The 22,181-nt window shown below is 63.0% G+C and carries 20 protein-coding genes, 2 tRNA genes and 1 pseudogene; 14 read left to right on the top strand and 9 right to left on the bottom strand.

Annotated elements, in window-relative coordinates:
* The first annotated feature begins 51 nt into the window (after window positions 1–51).
* The gene (gene rmuC, locus DCO48_RS11940) at window positions 52–1,437 is read left to right on the top strand and encodes a DNA recombination protein RmuC (protein ID WP_165840765.1); all 1,386 of its coding nucleotides are present in this window, start codon (window positions 52–54) and stop codon (window positions 1,435–1,437) included.
* Here rmuC and DCO48_RS11935 read toward each other — a convergent pair.
* Together DCO48_RS11935 and DCO48_RS11930 are read right to left on the bottom strand one after the other, a co-directional pair.
* Window positions 1,409–4,885 carry a PAS domain-containing hybrid sensor histidine kinase/response regulator gene (locus DCO48_RS11935; protein ID WP_116550813.1) on the bottom strand — a complete coding sequence of 1,159 codons (3,477 nt, stop codon included), beginning with the start codon at window positions 4,883–4,885 and terminating at the stop codon, window positions 1,409–1,411. The two genes, rmuC and DCO48_RS11935, sit on opposite strands and share 29 nt — an antisense overlap.
* A 125-nt stretch (window positions 4,886–5,010) precedes the next feature.
* Window positions 5,011–6,207 carry an MFS transporter gene (locus tag DCO48_RS11930; protein WP_116550812.1) on the bottom strand — a complete coding sequence of 399 codons (1,197 nt, stop codon included), beginning with the start codon at window positions 6,205–6,207 and terminating at the stop codon, window positions 5,011–5,013.
* A gap of 177 nt (window positions 6,208–6,384) precedes the next feature.
* Between DCO48_RS11930 and DCO48_RS11925 the strand changes: the two genes are divergently transcribed.
* Both DCO48_RS11925 and DCO48_RS11920 read left to right on the top strand, forming a co-directional pair.
* A complete protein-coding gene (locus DCO48_RS11925; RefSeq protein WP_116550811.1) occupies window positions 6,385–7,521 on the top strand; it encodes a TDT family transporter in 1,137 nt (378 codons plus the stop codon).
* A 186-nt stretch (window positions 7,522–7,707) separates the two neighbouring features.
* The gene (locus tag DCO48_RS11920; protein WP_116550810.1) at window positions 7,708–9,582 is read left to right on the top strand and encodes an MFS transporter; all 1,875 of its coding nucleotides are present in this window, start codon (window positions 7,708–7,710) and stop codon (window positions 9,580–9,582) included.
* Window positions 9,583–9,598: 16 nt separating this feature from the next.
* Here the strand turns inward: DCO48_RS11920 and sugE are convergent, their stop codons facing one another.
* Both sugE and rdgC read right to left on the bottom strand, forming a co-directional pair.
* Window positions 9,599–9,916: a quaternary ammonium compound efflux SMR transporter SugE gene (gene sugE / locus DCO48_RS11915; protein WP_116550809.1), complete on the bottom strand. Its 318-nt coding sequence runs from the start codon at window positions 9,914–9,916 to the stop codon at window positions 9,599–9,601.
* Between the two features lie 182 nt (window positions 9,917–10,098).
* Entirely contained in the window at window positions 10,099–11,019 is a 921-nt protein-coding gene (rdgC, locus tag DCO48_RS11910) for a recombination-associated protein RdgC (protein WP_116550808.1), read from the bottom strand.
* Window positions 11,020–11,178: 159 nt separating this feature from the next.
* On the opposite strand from rdgC, the gene DCO48_RS11905 reads away from it, so the two are divergent.
* A tRNA-Val gene (locus DCO48_RS11905) sits at window positions 11,179–11,254 on the top strand.
* A 16-nt stretch (window positions 11,255–11,270) separates the two neighbouring features.
* A tRNA-Asp gene (locus DCO48_RS11900) sits at window positions 11,271–11,347 on the top strand.
* A 98-nt stretch (window positions 11,348–11,445) separates the two neighbouring features.
* Here DCO48_RS11900 and DCO48_RS11895 read toward each other — a convergent pair.
* Window positions 11,446–11,868 carry a tail fiber domain-containing protein gene (locus DCO48_RS11895; RefSeq protein WP_165840763.1) on the bottom strand — a complete coding sequence of 141 codons (423 nt, stop codon included), beginning with the start codon at window positions 11,866–11,868 and terminating at the stop codon, window positions 11,446–11,448.
* A gap of 197 nt (window positions 11,869–12,065) precedes the next feature.
* Here DCO48_RS11895 and DCO48_RS11890 point away from each other — a divergent pair, with 197 nt between their 5' ends.
* The 4 genes from DCO48_RS11890 to DCO48_RS11875 all read left to right on the top strand — a co-directional run bounded on the left by DCO48_RS11890 (window position 12,066) and on the right by DCO48_RS11875 (window position 15,608).
* Window positions 12,066–14,054: an FUSC family protein gene (locus tag DCO48_RS11890; protein ID WP_116550806.1), complete on the top strand. Its 1,989-nt coding sequence runs from the start codon at window positions 12,066–12,068 to the stop codon at window positions 14,052–14,054.
* Window positions 14,041–14,247 (top strand): DUF1656 domain-containing protein, encoded by a 207-nt coding sequence (locus DCO48_RS11885; protein WP_116550805.1) that lies wholly within the window; start codon window positions 14,041–14,043, stop codon window positions 14,245–14,247. The genes DCO48_RS11890 and DCO48_RS11885 overlap by 14 nt, the downstream gene beginning before the upstream one ends.
* 11 nt (window positions 14,248–14,258) lie before the next feature.
* Window positions 14,259–15,113, top strand: coding sequence for an HlyD family secretion protein (locus DCO48_RS11880; protein ID WP_116550804.1), 855 nt, complete (start codon window positions 14,259–14,261; stop codon window positions 15,111–15,113).
* A gap of 171 nt (window positions 15,114–15,284) precedes the next feature.
* The gene (locus DCO48_RS11875; RefSeq protein ID WP_116550803.1) at window positions 15,285–15,608 is read left to right on the top strand and encodes a DUF2025 family protein; all 324 of its coding nucleotides are present in this window, start codon (window positions 15,285–15,287) and stop codon (window positions 15,606–15,608) included.
* 17 nt (window positions 15,609–15,625) lie between these two features.
* On the opposite strand, the gene DCO48_RS11870 is transcribed toward DCO48_RS11875, so the two are convergent.
* Window positions 15,626–16,495: a DUF6279 family lipoprotein gene (locus DCO48_RS11870; protein ID WP_116550802.1), complete on the bottom strand. Its 870-nt coding sequence runs from the start codon at window positions 16,493–16,495 to the stop codon at window positions 15,626–15,628.
* A gap of 104 nt (window positions 16,496–16,599) precedes the next feature.
* Here DCO48_RS11870 and DCO48_RS11865 point away from each other — a divergent pair, with 104 nt between their 5' ends.
* Entirely contained in the window at window positions 16,600–17,436 is an 837-nt protein-coding gene (locus DCO48_RS11865) for a S1 RNA-binding domain-containing protein (RefSeq protein WP_116550801.1), read from the top strand.
* Here the strand turns inward: DCO48_RS11865 and DCO48_RS11860 are convergent, their stop codons facing one another.
* Complete coding sequence (locus tag DCO48_RS11860) at window positions 17,437–17,817, bottom strand: hypothetical protein (protein ID WP_116550800.1); 381 nt, start codon at window positions 17,815–17,817, stop codon at window positions 17,437–17,439.
* A 189-nt stretch (window positions 17,818–18,006) separates the two neighbouring features.
* Here DCO48_RS11860 and DCO48_RS11850 point away from each other — a divergent pair, with 189 nt between their 5' ends.
* On the top strand, window positions 18,007–18,429 hold the full coding sequence (locus tag DCO48_RS11850) for a hypothetical protein (RefSeq protein ID WP_116550799.1): 423 nt from the start codon (window positions 18,007–18,009) through the stop codon (window positions 18,427–18,429).
* A 96-nt stretch (window positions 18,430–18,525) separates the two neighbouring features.
* On the opposite strand, the pseudogene DCO48_RS11845 reads toward DCO48_RS11850, so the two are convergent.
* Window positions 18,526–19,278, bottom strand: a pseudogene (locus DCO48_RS11845) (NosD domain-containing protein); the annotation flags it as partial.
* Between the two features lie 376 nt (window positions 19,279–19,654).
* Between DCO48_RS11845 and DCO48_RS11840 the strand changes: the two are divergent.
* From DCO48_RS11840 to def, 3 genes are all read left to right on the top strand, one after another.
* Window positions 19,655–19,834 (top strand): CsbD family protein, encoded by a 180-nt coding sequence (locus DCO48_RS11840; protein ID WP_116550797.1) that lies wholly within the window; start codon window positions 19,655–19,657, stop codon window positions 19,832–19,834.
* Window positions 19,835–20,002: 168 nt separating this feature from the next.
* On the top strand, window positions 20,003–20,995 hold the full coding sequence (locus DCO48_RS11835) for a YihY/virulence factor BrkB family protein (protein WP_116550796.1): 993 nt from the start codon (window positions 20,003–20,005) through the stop codon (window positions 20,993–20,995).
* Window positions 20,985–21,524 carry a peptide deformylase gene (gene def, locus DCO48_RS11830; RefSeq protein ID WP_116550795.1) on the top strand — a complete coding sequence of 180 codons (540 nt, stop codon included), beginning with the start codon at window positions 20,985–20,987 and terminating at the stop codon, window positions 21,522–21,524. The genes DCO48_RS11835 and def overlap by 11 nt, the downstream gene beginning before the upstream one ends.
* Here the strand turns inward: def and DCO48_RS11825 are convergent.
* Window positions 21,476–21,847, bottom strand: coding sequence for a GNAT family N-acetyltransferase (locus DCO48_RS11825; RefSeq protein ID WP_116550887.1), 372 nt, complete (start codon window positions 21,845–21,847; stop codon window positions 21,476–21,478). The two genes, def and DCO48_RS11825, sit on opposite strands and share 49 nt — an antisense overlap.
* Window positions 21,848–22,181 lie beyond the last annotated feature (334 nt).

Genomic DNA, 22,181 nt, shown 5'->3' with positions numbered 1-22,181 from the left:
GTGCTGCTGCAGTGGCAGCGTCGGGTGGCCGCGCAACTGGCGCAGGCGACGCTGGCCGAAGAGCGCTTGAACAGCGCCGTGCTGGCGCAGGAAGGCTTGCAGGCGCAACTCGATGCCTGTCGCGACGAAATCAGTGACCTCGGCCAGGCCAACGCCGCCAAGCAGGCCACACTGGCCGCGCAGAACCGCGAGCTGGAGCTGCTGCAGATCGACCGCGACAATGCCCGCGACGCCGCCCACGCCTGGCAGTTGGAGCGCAGCAACCGCGAGGCCGAACTGCGCCGCCTCGACGCCCAGTGCGCCGGCCTTAGCGCCGAGCTGCGCGAACAGCAGGACAGCCACGCCCAGCGCCTGGCCGACTTGCAGGGCTCGCGCGATGAGCTACGTGCGCAGTTCGCCGAAATGGCCACGAAGATTTTCGACGCGCGCGAACAGCGCTTCGCGCAGGCCAGCCAGCAGCACCTCGGGCAACTGCTCGACCCGCTGAAAGAGCGTATTCAGGCCTTCGAGAAACGCGTTGAGGACAGCTATCAGCAAGAGGCCCGCGAGCGTTTCTCGTTGGCCAAGGAACTGGAGCGCCTGCAGCAGCTCAACCTGCGCCTGAGCGATGAAGCCAACAACCTCACCCAGGCGCTCAAGGGCCAGAAAACCCAGGGTAACTGGGGTGAGTTGATTCTTGAGCGGGTGCTCGAACAGGCTGGCCTGGAGAAGGGGCGCGAGTACCAGACCCAGGTCAGCCTGAAGAGCGCCGATGGCGAGCGCTATCAGCCCGACGTGCTGATCATGCTGCCGGGCGACAAGCAGGTGGTGGTCGACTCCAAGGTCAGCCTCACGGCCTACCAGCACTATATAGGTGCCGCCGACAGCGATATCGCCCAGGCCGCACTCAAGCAGCACGTGCAGTCGCTGCGCAATCACGTCAAAGGCCTTTCCGGCAAGGACTACAACCGCCTCGAAGGCCTGCACAGCCTGGATTTCGTCCTGCTGTTCATTCCTATCGAAGCGGCTTTCTCGGCGGCCCTGCAAGCCGAGCCGAACCTGTTCCAAGAAGCCTTCGACCGGCAGATCGTGATCGTCAGCCCGACCACGCTGCTGGCTACCCTGCGGGTGATCGACAGCCTCTGGAAGCAGGAGCGGCAGAGCCAGAACGCCCGGGAAATCGCCGAGCGTGCCGGTTGGCTGTACGACAAGTTCGTGCTGTTCATTCAGGACCTGGACGAACTGGGCAGCCGTCTGCAGCAGGTCGACAAGGCTTACGCAGCAGCGCGCAACAAACTCTGCGAAGGGCGCGGCAACCTCATCAGCCGCAGCGAGCAGCTCAAGCTGCTCGGCGCCCGCGCCAGCAAGAGCCTGCCGGCCGACCTGCTGGAGCGCGCCATGAGCGACACCGAGGTGTTGCCCGAAGGCCTTACTGAACCAGGCTCAGGTGCCGATTGAGCAGGGCGCGCAGGGCCGCCGGCTTGACCGGCTTGCTCAGGTAGTCGAGCCCGGCGGCATGCACCTTGGCCACGGTTTCGCCATGGCCGTCGGCACTGATCACTACCCCCGGCACCGGTTCACCGAGGCGGGTGCGTAGCCAGGCCATCAGTTCGGTACCGATCTCGCCGTCGTCGAGGTGGTAGTCGACCAGCGCCAGGTGCGGGCGCAGGCCTTTGTCCAGCAACGCTGCGCACTCCTCGCGGTTGCGCGCGGTCGACACCTGGCAGCCCCAGCGGCTGAGCAGGCTGTTCATGCCGATCAGGATGCTGTCCTCGTTGTCCACGCAGAGTACCTGCAGGCCGGCCAGCGGTTGCCCGGCCTGCTCGGCGGGGCTCGCCACCGGTGCGCTGTTGGCGCTGGCCAGCGGCACGCTGACGCGGAACACGCTGCCCTTGCCGCTCCATGAGCGTACTTCCAGCGGATGACCGAGCACCTTGCACAGGCCATCGGCAATCGCCAGGCCCAGGCCCAGGCCTTTTTCGGCACGGGTCTGGTGGCTGTCCAGGCGTTTGAATTCCTGGAAAATCACCTGCAATTTGTCGTCGGCGATGCCTGGGCCGCGGTCCCAGACCTCCAGCCACAGGCGATCCTGCTGGCGCCTTACGCCAAGCAGGATCGGGCTTTTGCCATAGCGGAAGGCGTTGGTCAGGAAGTTCTGCAGGATCCGTCGCAGCAGCTTCATGTCGCTATTGACCCGCAGCTTGCTGCCACGCACGCGGAAGTCCAGGCCCTGTTGGCGGGCCAGCACGGTGAATTCGGCGCCAAGGGTGTCGAACAGTTCGCTCAGGGCGAACGGCTTGGCGTCCGGGGTGATCTTGCCGTTTTCCAGGCGCGAGATGTCCAGCAGGTCGCTGATCAGCTCTTCGGCCGAACGCAGCGAGCTGTCCAGGTGCTGGACCAGTTGCTGGGCATCCTGCGACAGCCCGTCGCCTTGATGGGAGAGCGCGGCGGAGAACAGCCGGGCCGCGTTCAGCGGCTGCATCAGGTCGTGGCTGACGGCGGCGAGGAAGCGGGTTTTCGACTTGTTCGCCGCTTCTGCGTGGCTCTTCGCCTCGCTCAGCGCCTGGTTCAGTTGCGACAGCTCATGGGTGCGCTCGGCAACCCGCTGCTCAAGGCCTTCGTTGGCATCCTTGAGTGCCTGCTCGGCCTCGCGGAACGGGGTGATGTCGGTGAAACTCATGACGAAGCCGCCGCCCGGCATCGGGTTGCCGATCAGCTCGATCACCCGGCCGTTGGGGAACAGCCGCTCGGAGGTGTGCGCGCGCCCCTGGCGCATCCAGTGCAGGCGCCGGGCGACATGCACCTGGGCCTCGCCGGGGCCACACAGGCCGCGTTCGGCGTTGTAGCGGATGATGTCGGCAATCGGCCGGCCGACGCTGATCAGCCCGTCCGGGTAATTGAACAGTTCCAGGTAGCGGCGGTTCCAGGCCACCAGGCGCAGCGACTGGTCGACCACGCTGATGCCCTGGCTGATGTTTTCGATGGCGCCTTGCAGCAGCGCGCGGTTGAACTGCAACACTTCCGAGGCCTCGTCGGCGATGCGCACGACGTCCTCCAACTGCATGTCACGGCCTTCGATGGCGGCCTTCACCACCGCGCGGGTCGAGGAGGCGCCGAGCACGCCGGCGAGCAGCCGTTCGGTGTGCTCGATCCAGTCGCCATCGGCGTTCTGGTTCGGGTTGAAACCTTTGCCCTGGCGGTAGGCGAAGCGGATGAAGCTCTGCCGTGCGCGCTCTTCGCCGACGAAGCGCGCCGCCAGGCTCAACAGGTCGTCGATCTGCACCGCGAGCAACGAGCGGTTGCTCGGCCGCGCGCTGGTTTCCTGGCCGATGAAGCGCCCGGCCTGCCAGTGCTCGGACACCCGCGTGCGGGACAGAATCGACACCCAGGCGAACAGCGTGAAGTTACCTGCCAGCGACAGCACCACGCCCTGGGTCAGCGGGGTGATCGGCAGGTCCAGCGGGTTGCCGTGCAGCCAGGCCAGGCCGGGGAACAGCTCCAGCGGCCAGCCGACACTGTGCGCGGCAATCGGCAACACCAGGGTGTAGAACCAGAGGAAGATCCCCGCCGCCAGGCCGGCGAACACCCCGCGGCGGTTGGCCTGCTTCCAGTACAGTGCGCCGAACATCGCCGGGGTCAGTTGGGTCACGGCGGCGAACGCCACCTGGCCGATGGTCGCCAGGCTGGCGGTGGAGCCGAGCAGGCGGTAGCTGACGTAGGCCAGCAGCAGGATCACCACGATGGTCACCCGGCGCACCGAGAGCATCCAGTGGCGGAACGCCTCGAACGGCCGCTCGGCGTTGTTGCGTCGCAGCAGCCACGGCAGCAGCATGTCGTTGGAGACCATGGTCGACAGCGCCACCGCCTCGACAATCACCATGCCGGTGGCCGCCGATGCACCGCCGATGAACGCCAGCAGGGCTAGCGCCGGATGCGCCTCGGCCAGCGGCAGGCTGATGACGAAGGAGTCCGGGATCACCGCGCTCGGCAGCAGCATCTGCCCGGCCAGGGCAATCGGCACCACGAACAGCGCGGCAAGGATCAGGTACATCGGGAACACCCAGCGGGCCAGGCGCATGTCCTGCGGTTCGATGTTCTCCACCACGGTGACGTGGAATTGCCGCGGCAGGCAGATGATTGCCATCATCGCCACGCCGGTCTGGACGATCATCGATGGCCAGTTGATGGTTTCCTGCCAGTAGGCGTCCAGGCGCGGCGCCAGGCGGGCCTGGTTGAACAGGTCGGCAAAGCCGTCGAACAGACCGTAGGTAATGAAGGCGCCGACGGCGAGGAAGGCGAACAGTTTGACGATCGATTCGAAGGCAATCGCCAGCACCATGCCGCGGTGGTGTTCGGTGACGTCCAGGCTGCGCGTGCCGAAGATGATGCTGAACAGCGCCAAGACCAGCGAAACCACTAGCGCGGTGTCCTGCACGCGGCTGCCGGTGGCATCGGCGCTGGCGCCGATCAGCAGGTTCACGCCGAGCACGATGCCTTTGAGCTGCAGGGCGATGTAGGGCAGCACGCCGACCAGGCAGATCAGCGCCACCACCACCGCCAGCGATTGCGACTTGCCGTAGCGTGCGGCGATGAAGTCGGCAATCGAGGTAATGTTCTCCTGCTTGCTGATCAGTACCATCTTCTGCAGCACCCAGGGCGCGAACAGCAACAGCAGCACCGGGCCCAGGTAGATCGGCAGGAACGCCCAGAGTTGTTCGGCGGCCTGGCCGACCGCGCCGAAGAAGGTCCAGCTGGTGCAGTACACCGCCAGCGACAGGCTGTACACCCAGGCACGCAGGCGCGGCGGCAAGGGTTTGCTGCGACGGTCGCCGTAGAAGGCGATGGCGAACATGATGGCCATATAGGCCAGGGCGACCCCGGCGATCAGCCCACTGGACAGCGACATGAAAACTCCGAACTAAACAAAACGCACAGCGCCAACCTTGGCAGCCTACCTCGATCAATCAGTCTGGCACGCCGCTCGCGGTTCGTCAGCGCCGACCAAGGTAGCAGTGGCAGAGCGTCGCAGGTTTAGACGGTTTTCGCCGGCGATGCCCGGCGCGCCCCGAAGTAATAGAACAGCCCCGCCAGCAGCACCGCCAGCATCATCAGGTAGAACATCGCCACCGGCACCAGCTGTGCCAAGGCGAAACCGCAGATCACCGGGCCGAGGGCCGCGCCCAGGTTCGACAGGTTCTGTGCGCCGTAATACACCCCGCGCAGATGCTCCGGGGCGATGCTGTCGATGAACATGTATTCGGCCGGGATCACGATGATTTCGCCGAGGGTGAACACCAGCATCGCCAGGCACCAGATCAGCAGCGACTGGGCCACGGAAAAGCCCAGCAACCCGACCAGGAACAGCGCCATCCCGGCCAGCAGCCAGGGCATCAGTTGCCGGCTGCTGATGCGCCGGCCAATCACATACTGGAGGGCGATCACCGTCACCGCGTTGGTGGCGACCAGGTAGCTGATGGTCAGGTTGGCTTGCTGGGCATCGGTGGTGGTTACCAGGTACTGCGACAGGTACGCAGTGAACTGGCCGAAGACGATGGCGCTGAGGGCACCGCCCAGCGTGAAGTAAATCAGCCGCTGATCGCCCAGTAATTGCCGGCCGACAGCCATGAAGCCCGGGGCTGCCTGTTCCTCCAGGCGAGCTCGCGCCGAGCGCTCGCCCCAGCGCCGGTAACTGAGGCACATGGCCAGGCCGAGCACGGCCGACAGTAGAAACGGCAGGTGCTGGTCGAGCAGCACCAGCGCCACCCCGACGAACGGCCCGACGGCATAGGCGACGTTGCTCAGGGTGTACTTGATCGAAAACACCTCGCCGCGCTCCTCCACCGGCAACAGCGCGCAGAAGCCGGCCTTGGCAGCGATATCAACCACCGCCAGCATCAGGTTGATCAGCACCAGGCAGAAGAAGAACAGGCCCAACTGCCGGCTGGCGAAGGCACCGACAAAGGCCGCGGCAAATAGCAACGTCGCGCCGACGATCACCGTGTAGCTGCGCAGTTGGTCGATCAGATAGCCGCCGTAGAGGCTCAGCAGCGAAGCAACGATCAGCGCGCCGCCAATCGTCAGGCCGATACCGCTGATGTCGAGGGTGAAGGTTTGCGACAGGTACACCACCAGGTAGGGCAGGGTAATCGCCCGCGCCAGGGTCAGGATGAAGGTGGTGCAGAGCAATAAACGTACTTCGGCGGAGTAGCCTTTGAGGCGAGCAAGCATTGCCATGTCCTTGGCGTTTTCAGGGGTTACGCGAGCATACGCCAGTCTCTCGGCGGGCGGCGAGGGGTGTCTGTATATCTGCAAAATCGATAACAGATAGAGAAATTACCCGTTATATGGATATTCTTCCGAAGCATAAGATGAAGTCCACCTCAGCAGAGGACAGGAGACTGAATTATGCTTTGCTCAACCACCACTCATCCCTTGCGGCCGTTCAGCCAGCTGGCGCACCCGCGTGAAGTGATCCGTCAGTTCACCCCCAACTGGTTTGCCGCGACCATGGGCACCGGGGTGCTGGCGCTAGCGCTCAAGCAGGTGGCGGTGCCGGCGCTGGCCGGGCCGGCGGAAGGCCTTTGGCTGCTGACCATTGGCTTGTTCGTGCTGTTTTCGCTGCTGTACACCGCGCGCTGGGTGATGTTCTTCGACGAGGCGCGACGGATTTTCGCGCACTCCACCGTATCGATGTTCTTCGGCACCATCCCCATGGGCCTGGCCACCATTCTCAACGGTGCGCTGCTGTTCGGCCTGCCGCGCTGGGGCGATGGCCTGCTGCCGTGGATCGAGGCGTTGTGGTGGTTCGATGTGGGGCTGGCGCTGCTCTGCGGGGTGGCGATTCCGTACTTGATGTTCACCCGCCAGGAGCACAGCATCGATCAGATGACCGCTGTCTGGCTGTTGCCGGTGGTGGCTGCGGAAGTGGCTGCGGCCAGCGGTGGCCTGCTGGCGCCGCACCTGCTCGATGCGCACCGACAGTTCCAGGTGCTGATCACCAGCTATGTGTTGTGGGCGGTGTCGTTGCCGGTGGCCTTCAGCATTCTGACCATTCTCATGTTGCGCATGGCCCTGCATAAACTGCCACACGCCAACATGGCGGCATCGAGCTGGCTGGCGCTGGGCCCGATCGGTACCGGGGCGCTGGGCATGCTGGTACTGGGCGGCGACGCGCCGGCCGTGTTTGCCGCCAATGGTCTCGGTGGGCTGGGCGAGATTGCCCGCGGCCTGGGCCTGATGGCCGGGATCGTGCTGTGGGGCGCCGGCTTGTGGTGGTTGCTGACGGCAGTGCTGATCACCCTGCGCTACATGCGGCACGGCATGCCGTTCAACCTCGGCTGGTGGGGCTTCACCTTCCCGTTGGGGGTGTATGCGCTGGCCACGCTGAAACTGGCCGAGTGGCTGCACCTGGGCTTCTTCGCGGTGATGGGCGGGGTGCTGGTGATGGCCCTGGCCGGGTTGTGGCTGCTGGTGGCCAGCCGCACGCTGCGTGGGGCCTGGCGTGGCGAGTTGTTTGTGTCGCCGTGCATCGCGGCGAGCTGACGCTCTCGCTGTATCAGCCAACCCTGTGGGCGTCGGCAAAAGCTGGCTCTCACAGCTCACCCTCCTTTAATAAGGGAACAGTCCTACGGGGATCCGGGATGCCTATGGTTGCATTTCCCCACGCTTCTGTGGCTTTTTGCGTTCAGGCTTCCTCCAACCACAAAGCCCCACTCAGGACCATGGACGATGAGTCATCCCTCACAATTTGCCTTGCTCAAGAAGCGGCGTTTTCTGCCCTTCTTCGTGACCCAGTCGCTGGGCGCGTTCAATGACAACCTGTTCAAGCAGTCGCTGATCCTCGCCATCCTCTACAAGCTCAGCCTTGGCGGCGATGGCTCGTTGCTGGTCAACGTCTGCGCCTTGTTGTTCATCCTGCCATTTTTCCTGTTCTCGGCACTGGCCGGGCAGTTTGGCGAAAAATACGCCAAGGACGCGCTGATCCGCCTGATCAAGCTCGCCGAAGTGGCAATCATGACCGTCGGAGCCATCGGCTTCCTTTATAACCAGCTGTGGATGATGTTACTGGCGCTGTTCGCCATGGGTACCCACTCGGCACTGTTCGGTCCGGTGAAGTACTCGATCCTGCCGCAGGCCCTGCGCGAAGAGGAACTGGTCGGCGGCAACGGCCTGGTGGAAATGGGCACCTTCCTGGCCATCCTTGCCGGTACCATCGGCGCCGGGGTAATGATGTCGGTCGGCAACTACGCCCCCGTGGTCGCCAGCGCCGTGGTCTCGGTGGCCGTGCTCGGTTACCTGGCCAGCCGTGGCATCCCGCGCGCCGCGGCCTCGACCCCGGAGCTGAAGCTGCAATGGAACATTTTCGCCCAGACCTGGGCCACCCTGCGCATGGGCCTGAACCAGACCCCGGCAGTTTCGCGCTCGATTGTCGGCAACTCGTGGTTCTGGTTTGTCGGGGCGATCTACCTGACGCAGATCCCGGCCTACGCCCAGGAATGGATGCACGGCGACGAAACGGTGGTGACCTTGATCCTGACCCTGTTCTCGGTCGGCATCGCCATCGGTTCGTTACTGTGTGAGCGCCTGAGCGGACGCAAGGTGGAAATTGGTCTGGTGCCCTTCGGCTCGTTCGGCCTGACCCTGTTCGGTCTGCTCTGGTGGTGGCATTCCGGTGATATTCCGCAGGCGGCCGCCCCGTATGACTGGCTGGCACTGCTCGGCCTGAGCAAGGCCTGGTGGATCCTGCTGTCGATTCTCGGCCTGGGCGTGTTCGGCGGCTTCTATATCGTGCCGCTGTATGCGCTGATCCAGTCGCGGACCCCGGAGCATCAGCGGGCGCGAGTGATCGCCGCGAACAACATCCTCAACGCCCTGTTCATGGTGGTCTCGGCACTTGTCACCATCGTGCTGCTGAGCCTGGCCAAGCTGAGCATCCCGCAGCTGTTCCTGGTGGTCTCGCTGCTCAATATCGCGGTCAACACCTACATCTTCCGCATCGTCCCCGAGTTCAGCATGCGCTTCATGATCTGGCTGCTCAGCCACTCCATGTACCGGGTCGAACACCGCGATCTGCACAAGATTCCCGACCAAGGCGCGGCCTTGCTGGTGTGCAACCATGTTTCGTTCGTCGACGCGCTGTTGATCGGCGGTGCGGTGCGGCGGCCGATCCGCTTCGTCATGTACTACAAGATCTACCGCCTGCCGGTGTTGAACTTCATCTTCCGCACGGCCGGGGCCATCCCGATTGCCGGGCGCAACGAAGACCTGGCGACCTATGAGCAGGCGTTCGAGCGGATTGCCGCTTACCTGGCCGACGGCGAGCTGGTGTGCATCTTTCCGGAAGGCAAGCTGACCCGCGATGGCGAAATCGACGAGTTCAAGGGCGGCCTGATGCGCATCCTCGAACGGACCCCGGTACCGGTGATCCCGCTGGCGTTGCAGAGGTTGTGGGGCAGCTTCTTCAGCCGCGATCCGGCCAAGGGCTTCTTCCGGCGGCTGTGGTCGCGGGTAACGCTGGTGGCCGGTTCCGCTGTTGCGGTGGAGGCAGCGGAGCCGGCGTTGTTGCGCGAGCAGGTCAGCGCCTTGCGCGGAACGGCTCGTTAGGAAAGGGCAGGCAAGGTCAGCTGGCGCTGACCTTGAGGCCGATCAGGCCGGCGACGATCAGGCCGACGCTGAGCAGGCGCATGAAGGCCATCGACTCGCCGAACAGGATGATCCCGGCGATTACCGTACCGATGGCGCCGACGCCGGTCCAGATCGCGTAGGCCGTACCCAGCGGCAGTTCCTTCATCGCCAGGCCGAGCAAGCCAAGGCTGACGGCCATGGCGGCGACGGTGAGGGCGGTCGGTAGCGGGCGGGTAAAGCCGTCGGTGTATTTCAGGCCGACCGCCCAGCCGACTTCGAACAGGCCGGCGAAAAACAGGATGATCCAGGACATGCTAATACTCCATCGAATGATGGGGCCGTCCCCGGAGCGGTCACGCAGTGCGTCGTGAGGTCGTCCTCACAGTGCGCACTATATTGCACATCTTGCGCTCGGGGGGCAAGCCCCGCCCAGGGGGCGAGGCCGGCTTCTTTCTATAAGGTGCCGGCAACGTCTCCTTCTATATAGATGGAAAATCAGATCCCCTGCGGAATTTCCTCGCCACCCAACGCTTCGTACAGCGCCGGCAGGAAGTCGCCGAAGGTCAGCATCATCAGGGTGAAGCTGGCGTCCAGTTGGCCCAGGGCCTCGTCGCCGCCGTCTTCCTCGGCCTGATCCTGCAGCAGCTCTTCGAACTTCAGGCGTTTGATCACCATCTTGTCGTCGAGCACGAAGGACAGCTTGTCCTGCCAGGCCAGCGACAGCTGAGTGACCTGCTTGCCGGTGCCCAGGTGCATCTGGATCTCGTCGCTGGTCAGGTCCTGACGTTTGCAGCGGACGATGCCGCCGTCTTCGTGGGTGTCGCGCAGCTCGCACTCGTCCAGTACATAGAAGTCGGGCGCGGCTTGCTGGGTTTTCACCCAGTCGGTCATGGTTGCGCTCGGCGCGATCTTCACCGTCACTGGGCGCACCGGCAGCGAGCCGAGCACTTCACGCAGGGTCGACAGCAGGTCTTCGGCGCGCTTGGCACTCGCCGAGTTGACCAGCACCAAGCCTTGTTTCGGCGCGATGGCGGCGAAGATCATCGAGCGCCGGATAAACGCCCGCGGCAGGAAGGCCTGGATGATCTCGTCCTTGATCTGGTCGCGCTCCTTCTTATAGACCTTGCGCATCTGCTCGGCTTCGATCTCTTCGATCTTCTCTTTAACGGCATCGCGTACGACGCTGCCCGGCAAGATGCGTTCTTCTTTACGTGCCGCCACCAGCAGGAAGTCGCCACTGACATGCACCAGCGGTGCATCTTCGCCTTTGCCGAAGGGAGCGACGAAACCGTAGGTGGTCAACTCCTGGCTGGCACAGGGGCGCGCCGGCTTGCTGGCCAGGGCGTCTTCCAGTGCTTGCGCGTCGAAGGGGATGTCCTGGGTGAGGCGATAGGTCAGCAGGTTTTTGAACCACATGGGGTGAATCTCTCCTCTTTACTAAGGAGGGCATTATTCTCCGAGCAGCCTCCTCAGGCCAACCCCGCTAAGTCATTGGAAGGCCTGAAAAATTTTTTTAAAAAAGTGCTTGCCAGAGTGTTAGCTGCTCCGTAGAATGCGCGCCACACCGAGACGAAAGGGTGATTAGCTCAGCCGGGAGAGCATCTGCCTTACAAGCAGAGGGTCGGCGGTTCGATCCCGTCATCACCCACCACTTCTCGATGTATAGCGCGGCGGTAGTTCAGTCGGTTAGAATACCGGCCTGTCACGCCGGGGGTCGCGGGTTCGAGTCCCGTCCGCCGCGCCATATTTAGCTTCCAGGGCCCACTGAACACCCGGAAGCAACAGAGAAAGCGACCCTAGGGTCGCTTTTTTTGTGCCCGAAATTCGACAAATCCTGCCGTGTCACTGCTTTTCCAGGGCAGACAGGCGCTGGTCCAGGACCTTCACCGCTTCTATCAAGGGCGCTGCCAGTTTCTGGTAGTCGAGCGCCTTATAGCCATTCTGCTCCACGATCAGTTCCGGATACACCTTCTCGACATCCTGAGCCAGCAGGCCGACGTCGCGTTTGCCATCGCTTTTAAAGCGGTAGGAAACACCGCGCAATGCCTGTAGGTGGGCGATCGGATCGCGTAGCGGGGTGATTTCTTGCTTGAGGCGTTCGTCGGACATGCAGCACAGCTCACCGATACCGGGCAGCGGGCTGCAGACAAAAGGGCCGCACATGTTTTCGGCGCGTGCGTTCTGGGAGTGGGATAGGTTGAACAAGCCAAGGGCGGTGATGCCAGCAACCAGGCCGGCGCTCAGTTTGGTTTTTTTCAACGGCATGAGGGTGCTCCTTGTGTTGGGGGAGCGCATACCATCAAGGTTCGCCGGCCTGCGCAGGTGTTAAGTAATTAGCCGATTGAAAACCTGCCGCAGGAAATTGTTCTTTACGATTTATCGTTAGCTAGCTAATAATTCGTCTCCGACTTTTCCTTCATTCTGTGTCTATCTTTACAACACTGCTCAGCAAGGTTTACGTCGTGCCCATCACTCTGCTGGCTTTACTGGCACCCAACAAGCTTGCCCTGCAATTCGCCATCAAAACCCTGCTAGGTGGCGGTCTGGCGCTATGGCTGGCCTTGCGTTGGGGTCTCGAACAACCCGCCTGGGCGCTGATGACCGCGTTCATCGTGGCCCAGCCACTGTCCGGCATGGTCCTGCAAAAGGGCTTGGCCCGGCTGTTCGGGACGCTGGTCGGGACCCTCATGTCGGTGGCCTTCATTGGTGTCTTTGCCCAGACCCCCTGGCTGTTCTTGCTGGCGCTGGCCTTGTGGCTGGCGCTGTGCACCGCCTGTTCCACCTTGCTGCGCAGTGCCTGGGCTTACGCCTTCGTGCTCGCCGGCTACACCGTGGCGATCATTGCCCTGCCGGCCATCAACCACCCGCTGCTGGTATTCGACCAGGCTGTGGCGCGCTGCACCGAGATCAGCCTGGGGATTATCTGCGCCACGCTGGCCAGTGCCTTGCTCTGGCCGTTGCGCGTCGAGCAACAGCTGGGCGGTCAGGCCCGTCAGGCCTGGCAATCGGGGATGAACGCGGCCAGCGCCACCCTGGCCGGCGATGAGCAGGGCCGGCAAGGCTTGCTGGAAATTCTCGGGCGGATCGTGGCCGTCGACGCCCAGCGCGAACATGCCTGGTTCGAAGGCAGCCTAGGCCGCCAACGCGCGCGGGCGATTCGCGGCCTCAGCCAGAAACTGCTGGTGCTGTTGCGCATTGCCCGCTCGGTGCGCCGGCAGTGGCGGCAACTCGACGAAACCCAGGCGCGGCATATGGCGCCCTGGCTCGACGAGGTTCGTGCGGCCCTGGCGACGAGCGATCAAGGCGCCTTGCTGGTGTTGCGTCAGCGTGTCTGGGATGCCGCGCACGACGCGCGCAACAGCTCCGACGAGCACTATTGCCTGGCGCGCATGACCCTGCTGCTGGACACCGCCATGGCTGCCAGCCTCGCGCTCAAGGCGGTGGAGGAGGGCAAGGCACCGAGCGATCTGCCGGGCAGCCTCGCCGTGCACCGCGATCTATCGCTGGCGCTGTTGTTCGGTTCGCGCAGTGCCCTGGCGTTTCTGGCCATGGCCGGCTTTTGGCTGGCCACTGCCTGGAGTGCTGCGCCCGGCGGGCTGGTGCTCACTTGCGTGGTCTGCAGCCTGTTTGCCAGCCGCGAGAACGGCGCGCAAATCGGCATGAGCTTTCTGCGTGGGATTCTCCTGGCGATCCCGGTAGCGTTTTTCGTCGGGCAGATCCTGCTGCCGCAGTGGAGCGGCTTCGCTCTGCTCTGCATGGGGATGGGCGTGCCGCTGTTCTTCGGTGCGCTGGGCATGGCCAATCCGAAGATCGGCGCGACCGCCACGTCCTATTGCCTGCACTTCATCGTGCTGGTGGCGCCGCTCAACAGCATGCATTTCGATGTCGGTGTGTTCCTTAATAGTGCGCAGGCGATGCTGCTCGGGGTGGGCGCTGCGGTGCTGGCGTTCAAGCTGCTGGTGTTGCGCAACCCCTACTGGCACGGCAAGCGCCTGCGCGCCGCGACCCAGAGTGACCTGGTGCGGCTGACCCGGCGCGAGCTGCGGGGCGCCGAAACCTGGTTCGGCGGGCGTATGGCCGACCGGCTGCTGCAACTGGCGCGGCACTACGCGGCGTTGCCGGAACAGGATCGCGGCAGTTGGGATGACGGCCTGCATGGTCTGGACATCGGCGACGAGCTGCTGCACCTGCGTATGTGCCTGGCGGTGGCCCAGGCCCCGCTAGGGCGGGCCGAGCATGCCTATTTGCGCGCGCTGGAGCGGGTGCTTGCCGAAGGCCCCGGCGCCGGTCGGGGGCAGCGCTTGGACGCCGCCAGCGCCGCGTTCATCGCTGCGCTGGAACAGCAGCCCCGCAGCGACCCCCTGCGCCTGGCGGTCGGTGCGGTGCTGCAATTACAGAAAAGCTGGGGCAGATGGTGCCAGCGGCAGGAGGAAATCCATGGGCTTGCGTGAGTGGGCGCTGGGCGGGGTGCTGCTCAGCCCGTTTCTGCTTTATGCGTTGCTGGCGTTGCTGCTGACCGGGGCGTTGCGGCTGTTGCTACGCCTGACCCCGATCGGCCGCTGGATCTGGCACGAAGCGCTGTTCGACTGTGCCTTGTTCGTTTGTATCCTGACCCTGGTGACGCTTGGCCTGGGGCCTTTATAAGGAGTTCGAAAATGCGTACCTCCGTACGTGTCGCAGTAACCTTGAGCCTGGTGGCGGTGGCGTTGTTCGCCGGCTTCCAGCTCTGGCAGTACTACATGCTCACGCCCTGGACCCGCGACGCGAAGATCCGTGCCGATGTGGTCATCGTCGCCCCGGATGTGTCCGGCTGGGTGCGCGAGCTGAACGTGCAGGACAACCAGCAGGTCAAAGCCGGCGAGCTGCTCATGTCGATCGACCGCGAGCGCTTCGAGGCGGCGCTCGATAAAGCCAGTGCCGTCGCCGAAACCCGTCAGCAGCAACTGCGCCTGCGCGAACACGAAGCCTCGCGCCGCGCTGCCCTGGGCCCGCAGGCGATCAGTGCCGAGCTGCGCGAGAACGCCCAGATCGGCGCCGCCGTGGCCCGTGGCGAATTGCGCGAGGCCCAGGCCGAGGTCAAGGTGGCGGCATTGAACCTTGCCCGCAGTCAGGTCAAGGCGCCTCGCGACGGGCATATCACCAACCTGCGCCTGGCCGAAGGCAACTACGTCAATGCCGGGCAATCGGTGATGGCCCTGGTCGACGATTCGACCTTTTATGTGCAAGCCTATTTCGAAGAGACCAAGCTGCCGCGGATCAAGGTCGGTGCGCCGGTGAAAGTCTGGTTGATGAGTGCCGGCGAGCCACTGCAAGGCCACGTACAAAGCATCAGCCGCGGTATCACCGACCGTAACGCCACCCCCGACAGCCAACTGCTGGCCGAGGTCGAGCCGACCTTCAACTGGGTTCGCCTGGCCCAGCGCATTCCGGTGCGGATCAAGCTCGACACGGTGCCTGACAACCTGCCGCTGAGTGCCGGGATGACCGCCAGTGTGCAGGTTCAGGAGTAACCGCAGGGCTTACCGCTGCTGGCTGGCGCAGTTGCTGGCGGCGGCTCTCGATCTTTAGTAGGCTGACAGGCCTTCGAGTGTCCCCGTCAGAGGGATGCCAGTTGTCTTCCGCCCCGCGTGCCAATCCCTTTTGTTCTGCATCCCTGCTGGGGTGCTTCAGCGAGGTTTGACATGCACATCACATCCCAGGATATCTGCGCCGCGGCCGACCAGCTCAAAGGCTTTGTGGGCTTCAATCACAAGAGTGGCAAGCACATCGTGCGCTTTAGCGAAGACTCGTTCGGCATGGACGTGGCGGATGCGAGCATTATTCCCAGTTGTGAGTTTGTGTGGGCAGCGGTGGAGGGAGAGCTGATGAGTTTGCGCCGGGACTTGATCGAAGTTCTGCTAGCGCAGAATGTGGATGAACGGTTGAACATCACCGAGCCGTTGCGGGTCTATCTACGGCGCCGGGACTTGCCGGAGATCGCGGCGCAGCGGCGCTTGCGGGCCTGAGTAGGGTAGGGACGGCCTCAGCCTTTCAGGCATTTCAAGTTGCTGAAATCCGCCCGCATCTTGCTCAGCCGCTCCTGCAGATGCTGGCGCTGTGCCGGGCTGCTCTGCGCCATCAGGTCCACCAGCAAACGGCGCGCCTCCTGCTCGGCGTGCTGATAGGCTTGGCGGTACTCCGGCGTCCACAGGCTCTCGCGGTCCTTGAGCAACTGTGCCAGCCGCGGCTCGAATGCTGGTGTCTGGCGCTGCTCCATCGCCGCGCTGAACTGCTGCTGCCAAGAGGCCCGGTTGGCAATCCACTGGCGGTTCTGCTCGCCCAGCGCCTGCGACCAGCTCATCACTCGCACGCGCTGCTGCGGGCTCAACTCGCCCAGCCAATCGCTCAAGCGCTTTTCCATGCGCTGGCTGCGCGCCGCCACCTGCTTGGCCAGTGGTGTCTTTACATATTTGGCCTGACGCGCCTGAATATCCTCGGTAAACGCTTCACGCAACCCGCGCACCTGTTCATCGCTCATTCCGCGTAGCAGCTGCGCCGCCGACGGGGTGATCTGCTCGGCCACCTTGGCAATTGCCGCCTTGGCCTGCTGGGTCTGCCCGCGCAACTGCTCGTCGCTGACTGCATTGCTCGCGACCATGCTGCGCACGCCGTCCAGCCAGGTCAGATAACCCGGTAACTGCGTCCGGCAATGCCAGGCCAGGTGCTGCTTGAGCCGCTGGTTGAGCCAGTCCTTCTGCTGGCGGTTCATGTTCAGGTAATCGCTGAGCGACCACGGCACCAGCACATCGAGGTTGCGATAAGCCAGGTCGATACGGGTGCAGGCCAGTAATACCAGGCCGGGGAGCACCAGCAGGAGGAGCGGGCGCAGGTACTTGGACAGGCAGGCGTACATGAGCGAATCCTTGCGAAGGCTTGCTTGTCTTTATAGAACAAGGCGGTCACGCTCGGTTCAACTCAGGTGGTAGAATGCCGCCCTTGCATCGAGGATTTGCGGAAATGGCTTTAGTTGGGCGTTACAACACTTTGCAAGTGGTCAAGCACACGGACTTCGGTCTGTACCTGGACGGCGGGGCGGACGGCGAGATCCTCCTGCCCAATCGTTACATTCCCAAGGACACGCCCACCGAGGTGGAAGACTGGCTGAACGTCTTCGTCTACCTCGACAGCGAAGACAAGCTGATCGCCACCACGGAAAAAACCAAACTGCAGGTCGGTGAGTTCGCCAGCCTCAAGGTCAAGGAGATCAACAGCATCGGCCTGTTCCTCGACTGGGGCCTGCCCAAGGACCTGCTGATGCCGTACTCGGAAGAGAAGCGTCAGATGAAGGCTGGCGAGTACTGCGTGGTGCACGCCTACCTCGACAAGCGTACCCGCCGCATCACTGCCACCGCGCGGCTGGACCGCTACCTGGACAAACTGCCGGCCAACTACACGGTCGGTCAGGAAGTCGATTTGCTGGTGGTCGAAGAAACCCCGATGGGTTTCAAGGCGATCATCAACAACAAGCACTGGGGCTTGATCCACAAGAACGAAGTGTTCAAGTTCCTGCGTTCGGGCAAGCAGGAGAAGGGCTACATCAAGGAACTGCGCAGCGACGGCAAGATCGCCCTGAGCCTGCAGCCCGTGGGCCAGGCCCTGGCCAGCACCCTCAACGAGAAGATCCTCGACAAGCTCAAGGCGGCCAACGGCAGCCTGCCGGTCAGCGACAAGAGCGATCCGCAGCTGATCAGCGAGCTGTTCGGGGTGAGCAAGGGCAACTTCAAGAAAGCGATCGGCGCCCTGTACAAGGACGGCCGCATCGTCATTCACCCGGACCGCATCGAGCTGGTCTGATCAACCTTGCAGGAAGGCGGCGAAACTCAGGTTGTTGCCGCCTGGACGCAGGTCCTGCAGCTTCGCGTCGCGATCGGCACTCAGCGCCAGGCTGATGGTCGAGCGGCGTTTGCGCGGATTGCGCACTTCCATGCTTTCCAGATGCGCCTTGAGGAAGTTCACCGGCACCTTAAGGTGCTGCAACTCGTCGGTTTCCGGGGTGTGCAGCAGCAGGTTCACCCAGTCGGTGACGCCGTTGTAGATGAACGCCACCGGTACATCGAACCACCACAGGCTGCGCTTGCTGTCGAGCACGGCGAACAGGGTGTTGGTGCTGGTCAGGACCGGCTTGGCCAGTTCCTGATTGCGACGGGCGATGGCAGTGGGTTTGTCGATTTTCATGCAGGTTCCTACGGGTGACGCTGGAAAGGTCGCACATTGTGCTGGGATTGTACTGAAACATAAAGCAGGCGCTGTGGCTGCGGAACTTAATGCTGAAATTGATATCAATTTAGTGGCGCGTTAACGTGCTGCCGTCGATTCGATCGATCAGTGCCAGGCTGTTCCCTGACAACCCAAGGAAGACCATAGATGAGCGTTGTGATTGCCCTACTGTTGCTGTTCAGCAGCTATGCCAGTGCCGGTAGCTGTATGAGTATCGGTGACAGCGATCAACGTGCGTATTGCAATGCCCGGGAAAATGGCAGCTCGTGCATGAGTATCAGTAACTCCGATCTACGTGCCCAGTGCAATGCCGAGACCGGTAGTGGCAGTTGCATGTCCATTTCCGACAGCGATCAACGTGCGTATTGCAACGCCAGAAAAGGTAGCAGTTGCATGAGCATCAGTAACTCCGATCTACGTGCCCAGTGCAATGCCGAGACCGGCAGTGGCAGTTGCATGTCCATCTCCGATTATGATCAGCGAGCGTTCTGTAACGCCCAGCAGGGCAGCAGTTGTATGAGCATCGGCGACAGTGACTTGCGCGCGCGGTGCAATGCGATGAAGCGCTGATAGCGCCGACAAAACCTGTGGGAGCCGGCGTTGCCGGCGATAGGGCCAGCGCCGATTTCATCGCTGGCAAAGTCGGCTCCGACACGAGGTTGACCGTTAGCGGGTAAGTGCGCTGCTCAGTTCCGAGGTGGCCCCATCGGCACGGGTTACCGTCGCGGTAAACGCCGCAAACCCCTCGGCCTGCTCCAGCGCGTAGTCGAAGCGTCCCGCGCCCGTTGCATCCGTGCTCACCAGCACGTCGCCCAGATACGCCTCGGCTTCGCTCGCCGAAGCCTCGCGATTGGCAAACACCTCCATCCGCAACAGGCTGTTGGCCTCGCCACGCACACGGCCGCGCAAGTGGCCATCTTTCAGCCCGCTCAGCACGGGCGCCGGCTGGTTGTGGTTCGGAATCGGCTGGCAGCCGCTCGGCGCCGCATCTACCGTGCAGATAATCGCCCGGTGGGTGCCCGACTGATCTACGCCAATCCCCCGCGAGCCCACATAAATCGCATGCTCCAGCGCCGGCACCGAGAATACGATGGCGCCGGTACGCTGCTCCGGCACGCAGGAACCGCCGGCCTGGCAACGGCGGATGTCCTTGCCGTTGTCCCAGATCCGGTTGGCGCTGAGGCGGTTGCTGGTCGATGTCGGCTCCGGGCGCAAGGCTACGCCGATGCGGTTGCCATGGATCAGGTTGCCATCGAGGATGTTCCCGGTGCCGCTGACACTCACACCAATCGAATTGCCGCTGAAGGTGTTGGCACCCAGGTAATTGCGCTGGCCCCAGTTGATCTGCAAACCGTCCGAATAGTTTTCGAAACGATTGCGCACCACGCTGTTGTCGTTGCCCCAGAGGATCTCGATGCCCTGCGACGGCTGCCTGGCTGATTATCGTCGGCATAGCGGTCGACCACCAGGACAGTCGGCGCCGCGCTGGCGGCCAGGGAATCGAGGGCGGGTACGGTCAGCAGCAACGCTGCCAGCAGAGGAGAGATGCGCATAGGCGGAATTACCACGAAGTCTGTTGTTGTTATGGCGACTGGCAAGCAGTCGTTGGTGGCTGATTCTAAGGAATGCGCAGGCGCAACGGCCGGGTGGACGGACGATTCGGGGTGATATTCGCCCGCTGTTTGCCCGCGCCAAAACGCCGCCGGAAAAATATATGAAACTCCTGCAAACGGCCCTGGGTCCACTGACTGTCGATTCTGACAGCGCACTTCCCCCCCCCGTCAGGAGAAATCCCATGAGTGGCACCCAAGATAAAGTCAAAGGTCTGGCCAACGAAGCGCTAGGCAACATCAAGCAAGGCGTTGGCAAAGCAACCGATAATGGCAAGCTACGCGCCGAGGGCAAGGCTCAGGAGCTCAAAGGCGAAGCCCAACAGGTGGTCGGCAAGGTCAAGGATGCTCTGCAGAAGCCTTGAACTGTGCCTTACAGCTAAAGTGACGGCCATCTTCGGGTGGCCGTTTTTTATGTTGGCGGCAATGAAGCGTAAGCTCGCGGGCGCGGTCTATTAGACTACCGTGAGGTATAACGCCTCCCAAGATTCAAGGATCTTGCTTATGACAGTCGAGCGGCGAAAGGAGACGCTATGATTTTTCCCGACTTGCGCGGTCTGCCGTTGCACCGTGTGCTGGTGCGCACTATCACGGAATTTCTCAATGACGAGATGTCCACCTACGCCTCTGCATTGGCGTACCAGATGCTGTTTTCGCTGTTTCCGTTCCTGCTGTTCCTGATTGCCCTGATCGGTTTCCTGCACCTGCCGGACTTTTTCTCCTGGCTGCGCCTGCAATCGGAACTGGTCTTGCCGCCGCAGGCGCTGGAGCAGGTCAACCCGGTGATCGACCAGTTGCAGCAGTCCAAGGGCGGCCTGCTTTCGGTGGGTATCGTCATCGCCCTGTGGACGGCCTCGGCCGGCGTACGGCTGATGATGAGCGCGATGAACGCCGCCTATGATGTGGTCGAGGGCCGCCCGGTGTGGAAGCGCATCCCGCTGTCGGTGATCTACACCATCGGCATCGCCGGCATGCTGTTGGCGGCCGCCGCGTTCATGGTGCTCGGGCCACAGGTTACCGGCTGGATCGCCGCGCAGGTCGGCATGGAAGACATCATTGTCACGGTGTGGACAGTACTGCGCTGGCCGACCATCGTCATCCTGATGATGGTGGCGGTGGCACTGATCTATTACGTGATGCCCGACGTGAAGCAGAAATTCCGCTTCATCACCCCCGGCTCGGTGCTGGCCGTGGTGGTGTGGATCATCGCTTCGCTGGCGTTCGGTTACTACGTGAAGACCTTCGCCGACTACAACGCCATGTACGGCAGCATCGGCGCAATCATCGTGTTGCTGTTGTACTTCTACATTTCCGCCGCGGTGCTATTGCTCGGCGCGGAAATGAATGCGGTGATCGAACACATGTCGGCCGAGGGCAAAGACCCCGGTCAGAAAGATTTCGGCGCAGCCCCGGCGGCGCATGATAAAAAGCATGTGTCCGGGCTGGGTCGCGATCATTCGCTTGACCATGCACACGCGCCCGAGGTCGACATTGCCCCCGTGAGCCGAGCCCCCCATGATTCGTGACATTCTCAAGATGGGTGACGAGCGCCTGCTGCGCATCGCCCCGCCGGTGCCCGCCAGCCTGTTCGGTAGCGCCGAGTTGCAACAACTGATCGACGACATGTTCGAGACCATGCGCCATGTCGGCGGCGTTGGCCTGGCCGCGCCGCAGATCGGTGTCGACCTGCAACTGGTGATTTTTGGCTTCGAGCGCAGCGCGCGCTATCCGGACGCCGAGCCGGTGCCGCAGACCATCCTGCTCAACCCGTTGATTACCCCGCTGGGCAGTGAAGTCGAGGACGGCTGGGAAGGCTGCCTGTCGGTGCCGGGGCTGCGTGGGGTGGTGCCGCGCTTGCGCCATATCCGCTATGAAGGGGTCGACCCGCAGGGCCAGCCGATTCAGCGCACGGCCGATGGCTTCCATGCGCGGGTGGTGCAGCACGAGTGCGATCACCTGATTGGCCGGCTGTACCCCTCGCGTATTCATGACTTCGGCAAGTTCGGCTATACCGAGGTACTGTTCCCCGGGCTTGATCCCAGCACCGACGACTGAGCCCGGCCCAGCGCGATCAGTGGCTTGCTGCGCTGGTAGCGCGCCAGGCGTTCGGCCAACGCCGCTGGCAGACTGTCCACGCCAGTGAACCCCTGTTGCTGGTAGAACCCGGCCAGTTCGGGATGGCAGAACAGCCAGACGGTACCGGCCTTGCCGCTGCAGGCCTGCGCGATCAGCCGATGGGCGAGGCGTTGGCTGCGCCGTGTCGGATCGACCAGCAGGCCGGTCAGCCAATACCCCTCTGCAACCGCACTGAGGTTCAGCGCCGCGACGATACCCGGTGCACGGGCGACCCACAGTTCAGCGTTGGCGCTGGCGCGCATGGCCGAGGCATGGCTTCGGTAGAATTTATTCAACAGCGGACGTTCGCTGGCGTTCAGGGTGGTGAAGCTGATTGCGCTCACGGCGGCTTCCGGCAGAGGCTCTGCAACGGGCTTTTACACCGTGAGGCGGGATCTGTCGAGGGCTGTTTGATGGCGCTATTGTTGCGGATTAGGTAACAGTGAATGTCTGGGTTCGGGATTCAACTGTTTTTTCCAGGTCGTAAACTACGCCCATCCCCCAGTCATCCAGTCCAGCGGGATCGGTTCTTCGTGTTATATCCGCGAGTTGATATAACAACTTCTCCGCGCCATAACGGCAGATGAAGTCAAGCTG

The sequence above is a fragment of the Pseudomonas sp. SDI genome (assembly GCF_003105155.1).
Classification (GTDB): domain Bacteria; phylum Pseudomonadota; class Gammaproteobacteria; order Pseudomonadales; family Pseudomonadaceae; genus Aquipseudomonas.
The sequence above is the reverse complement of the archived record's forward strand: the minus strand, read 5'-3'. Positions and strand labels throughout refer to the sequence as shown.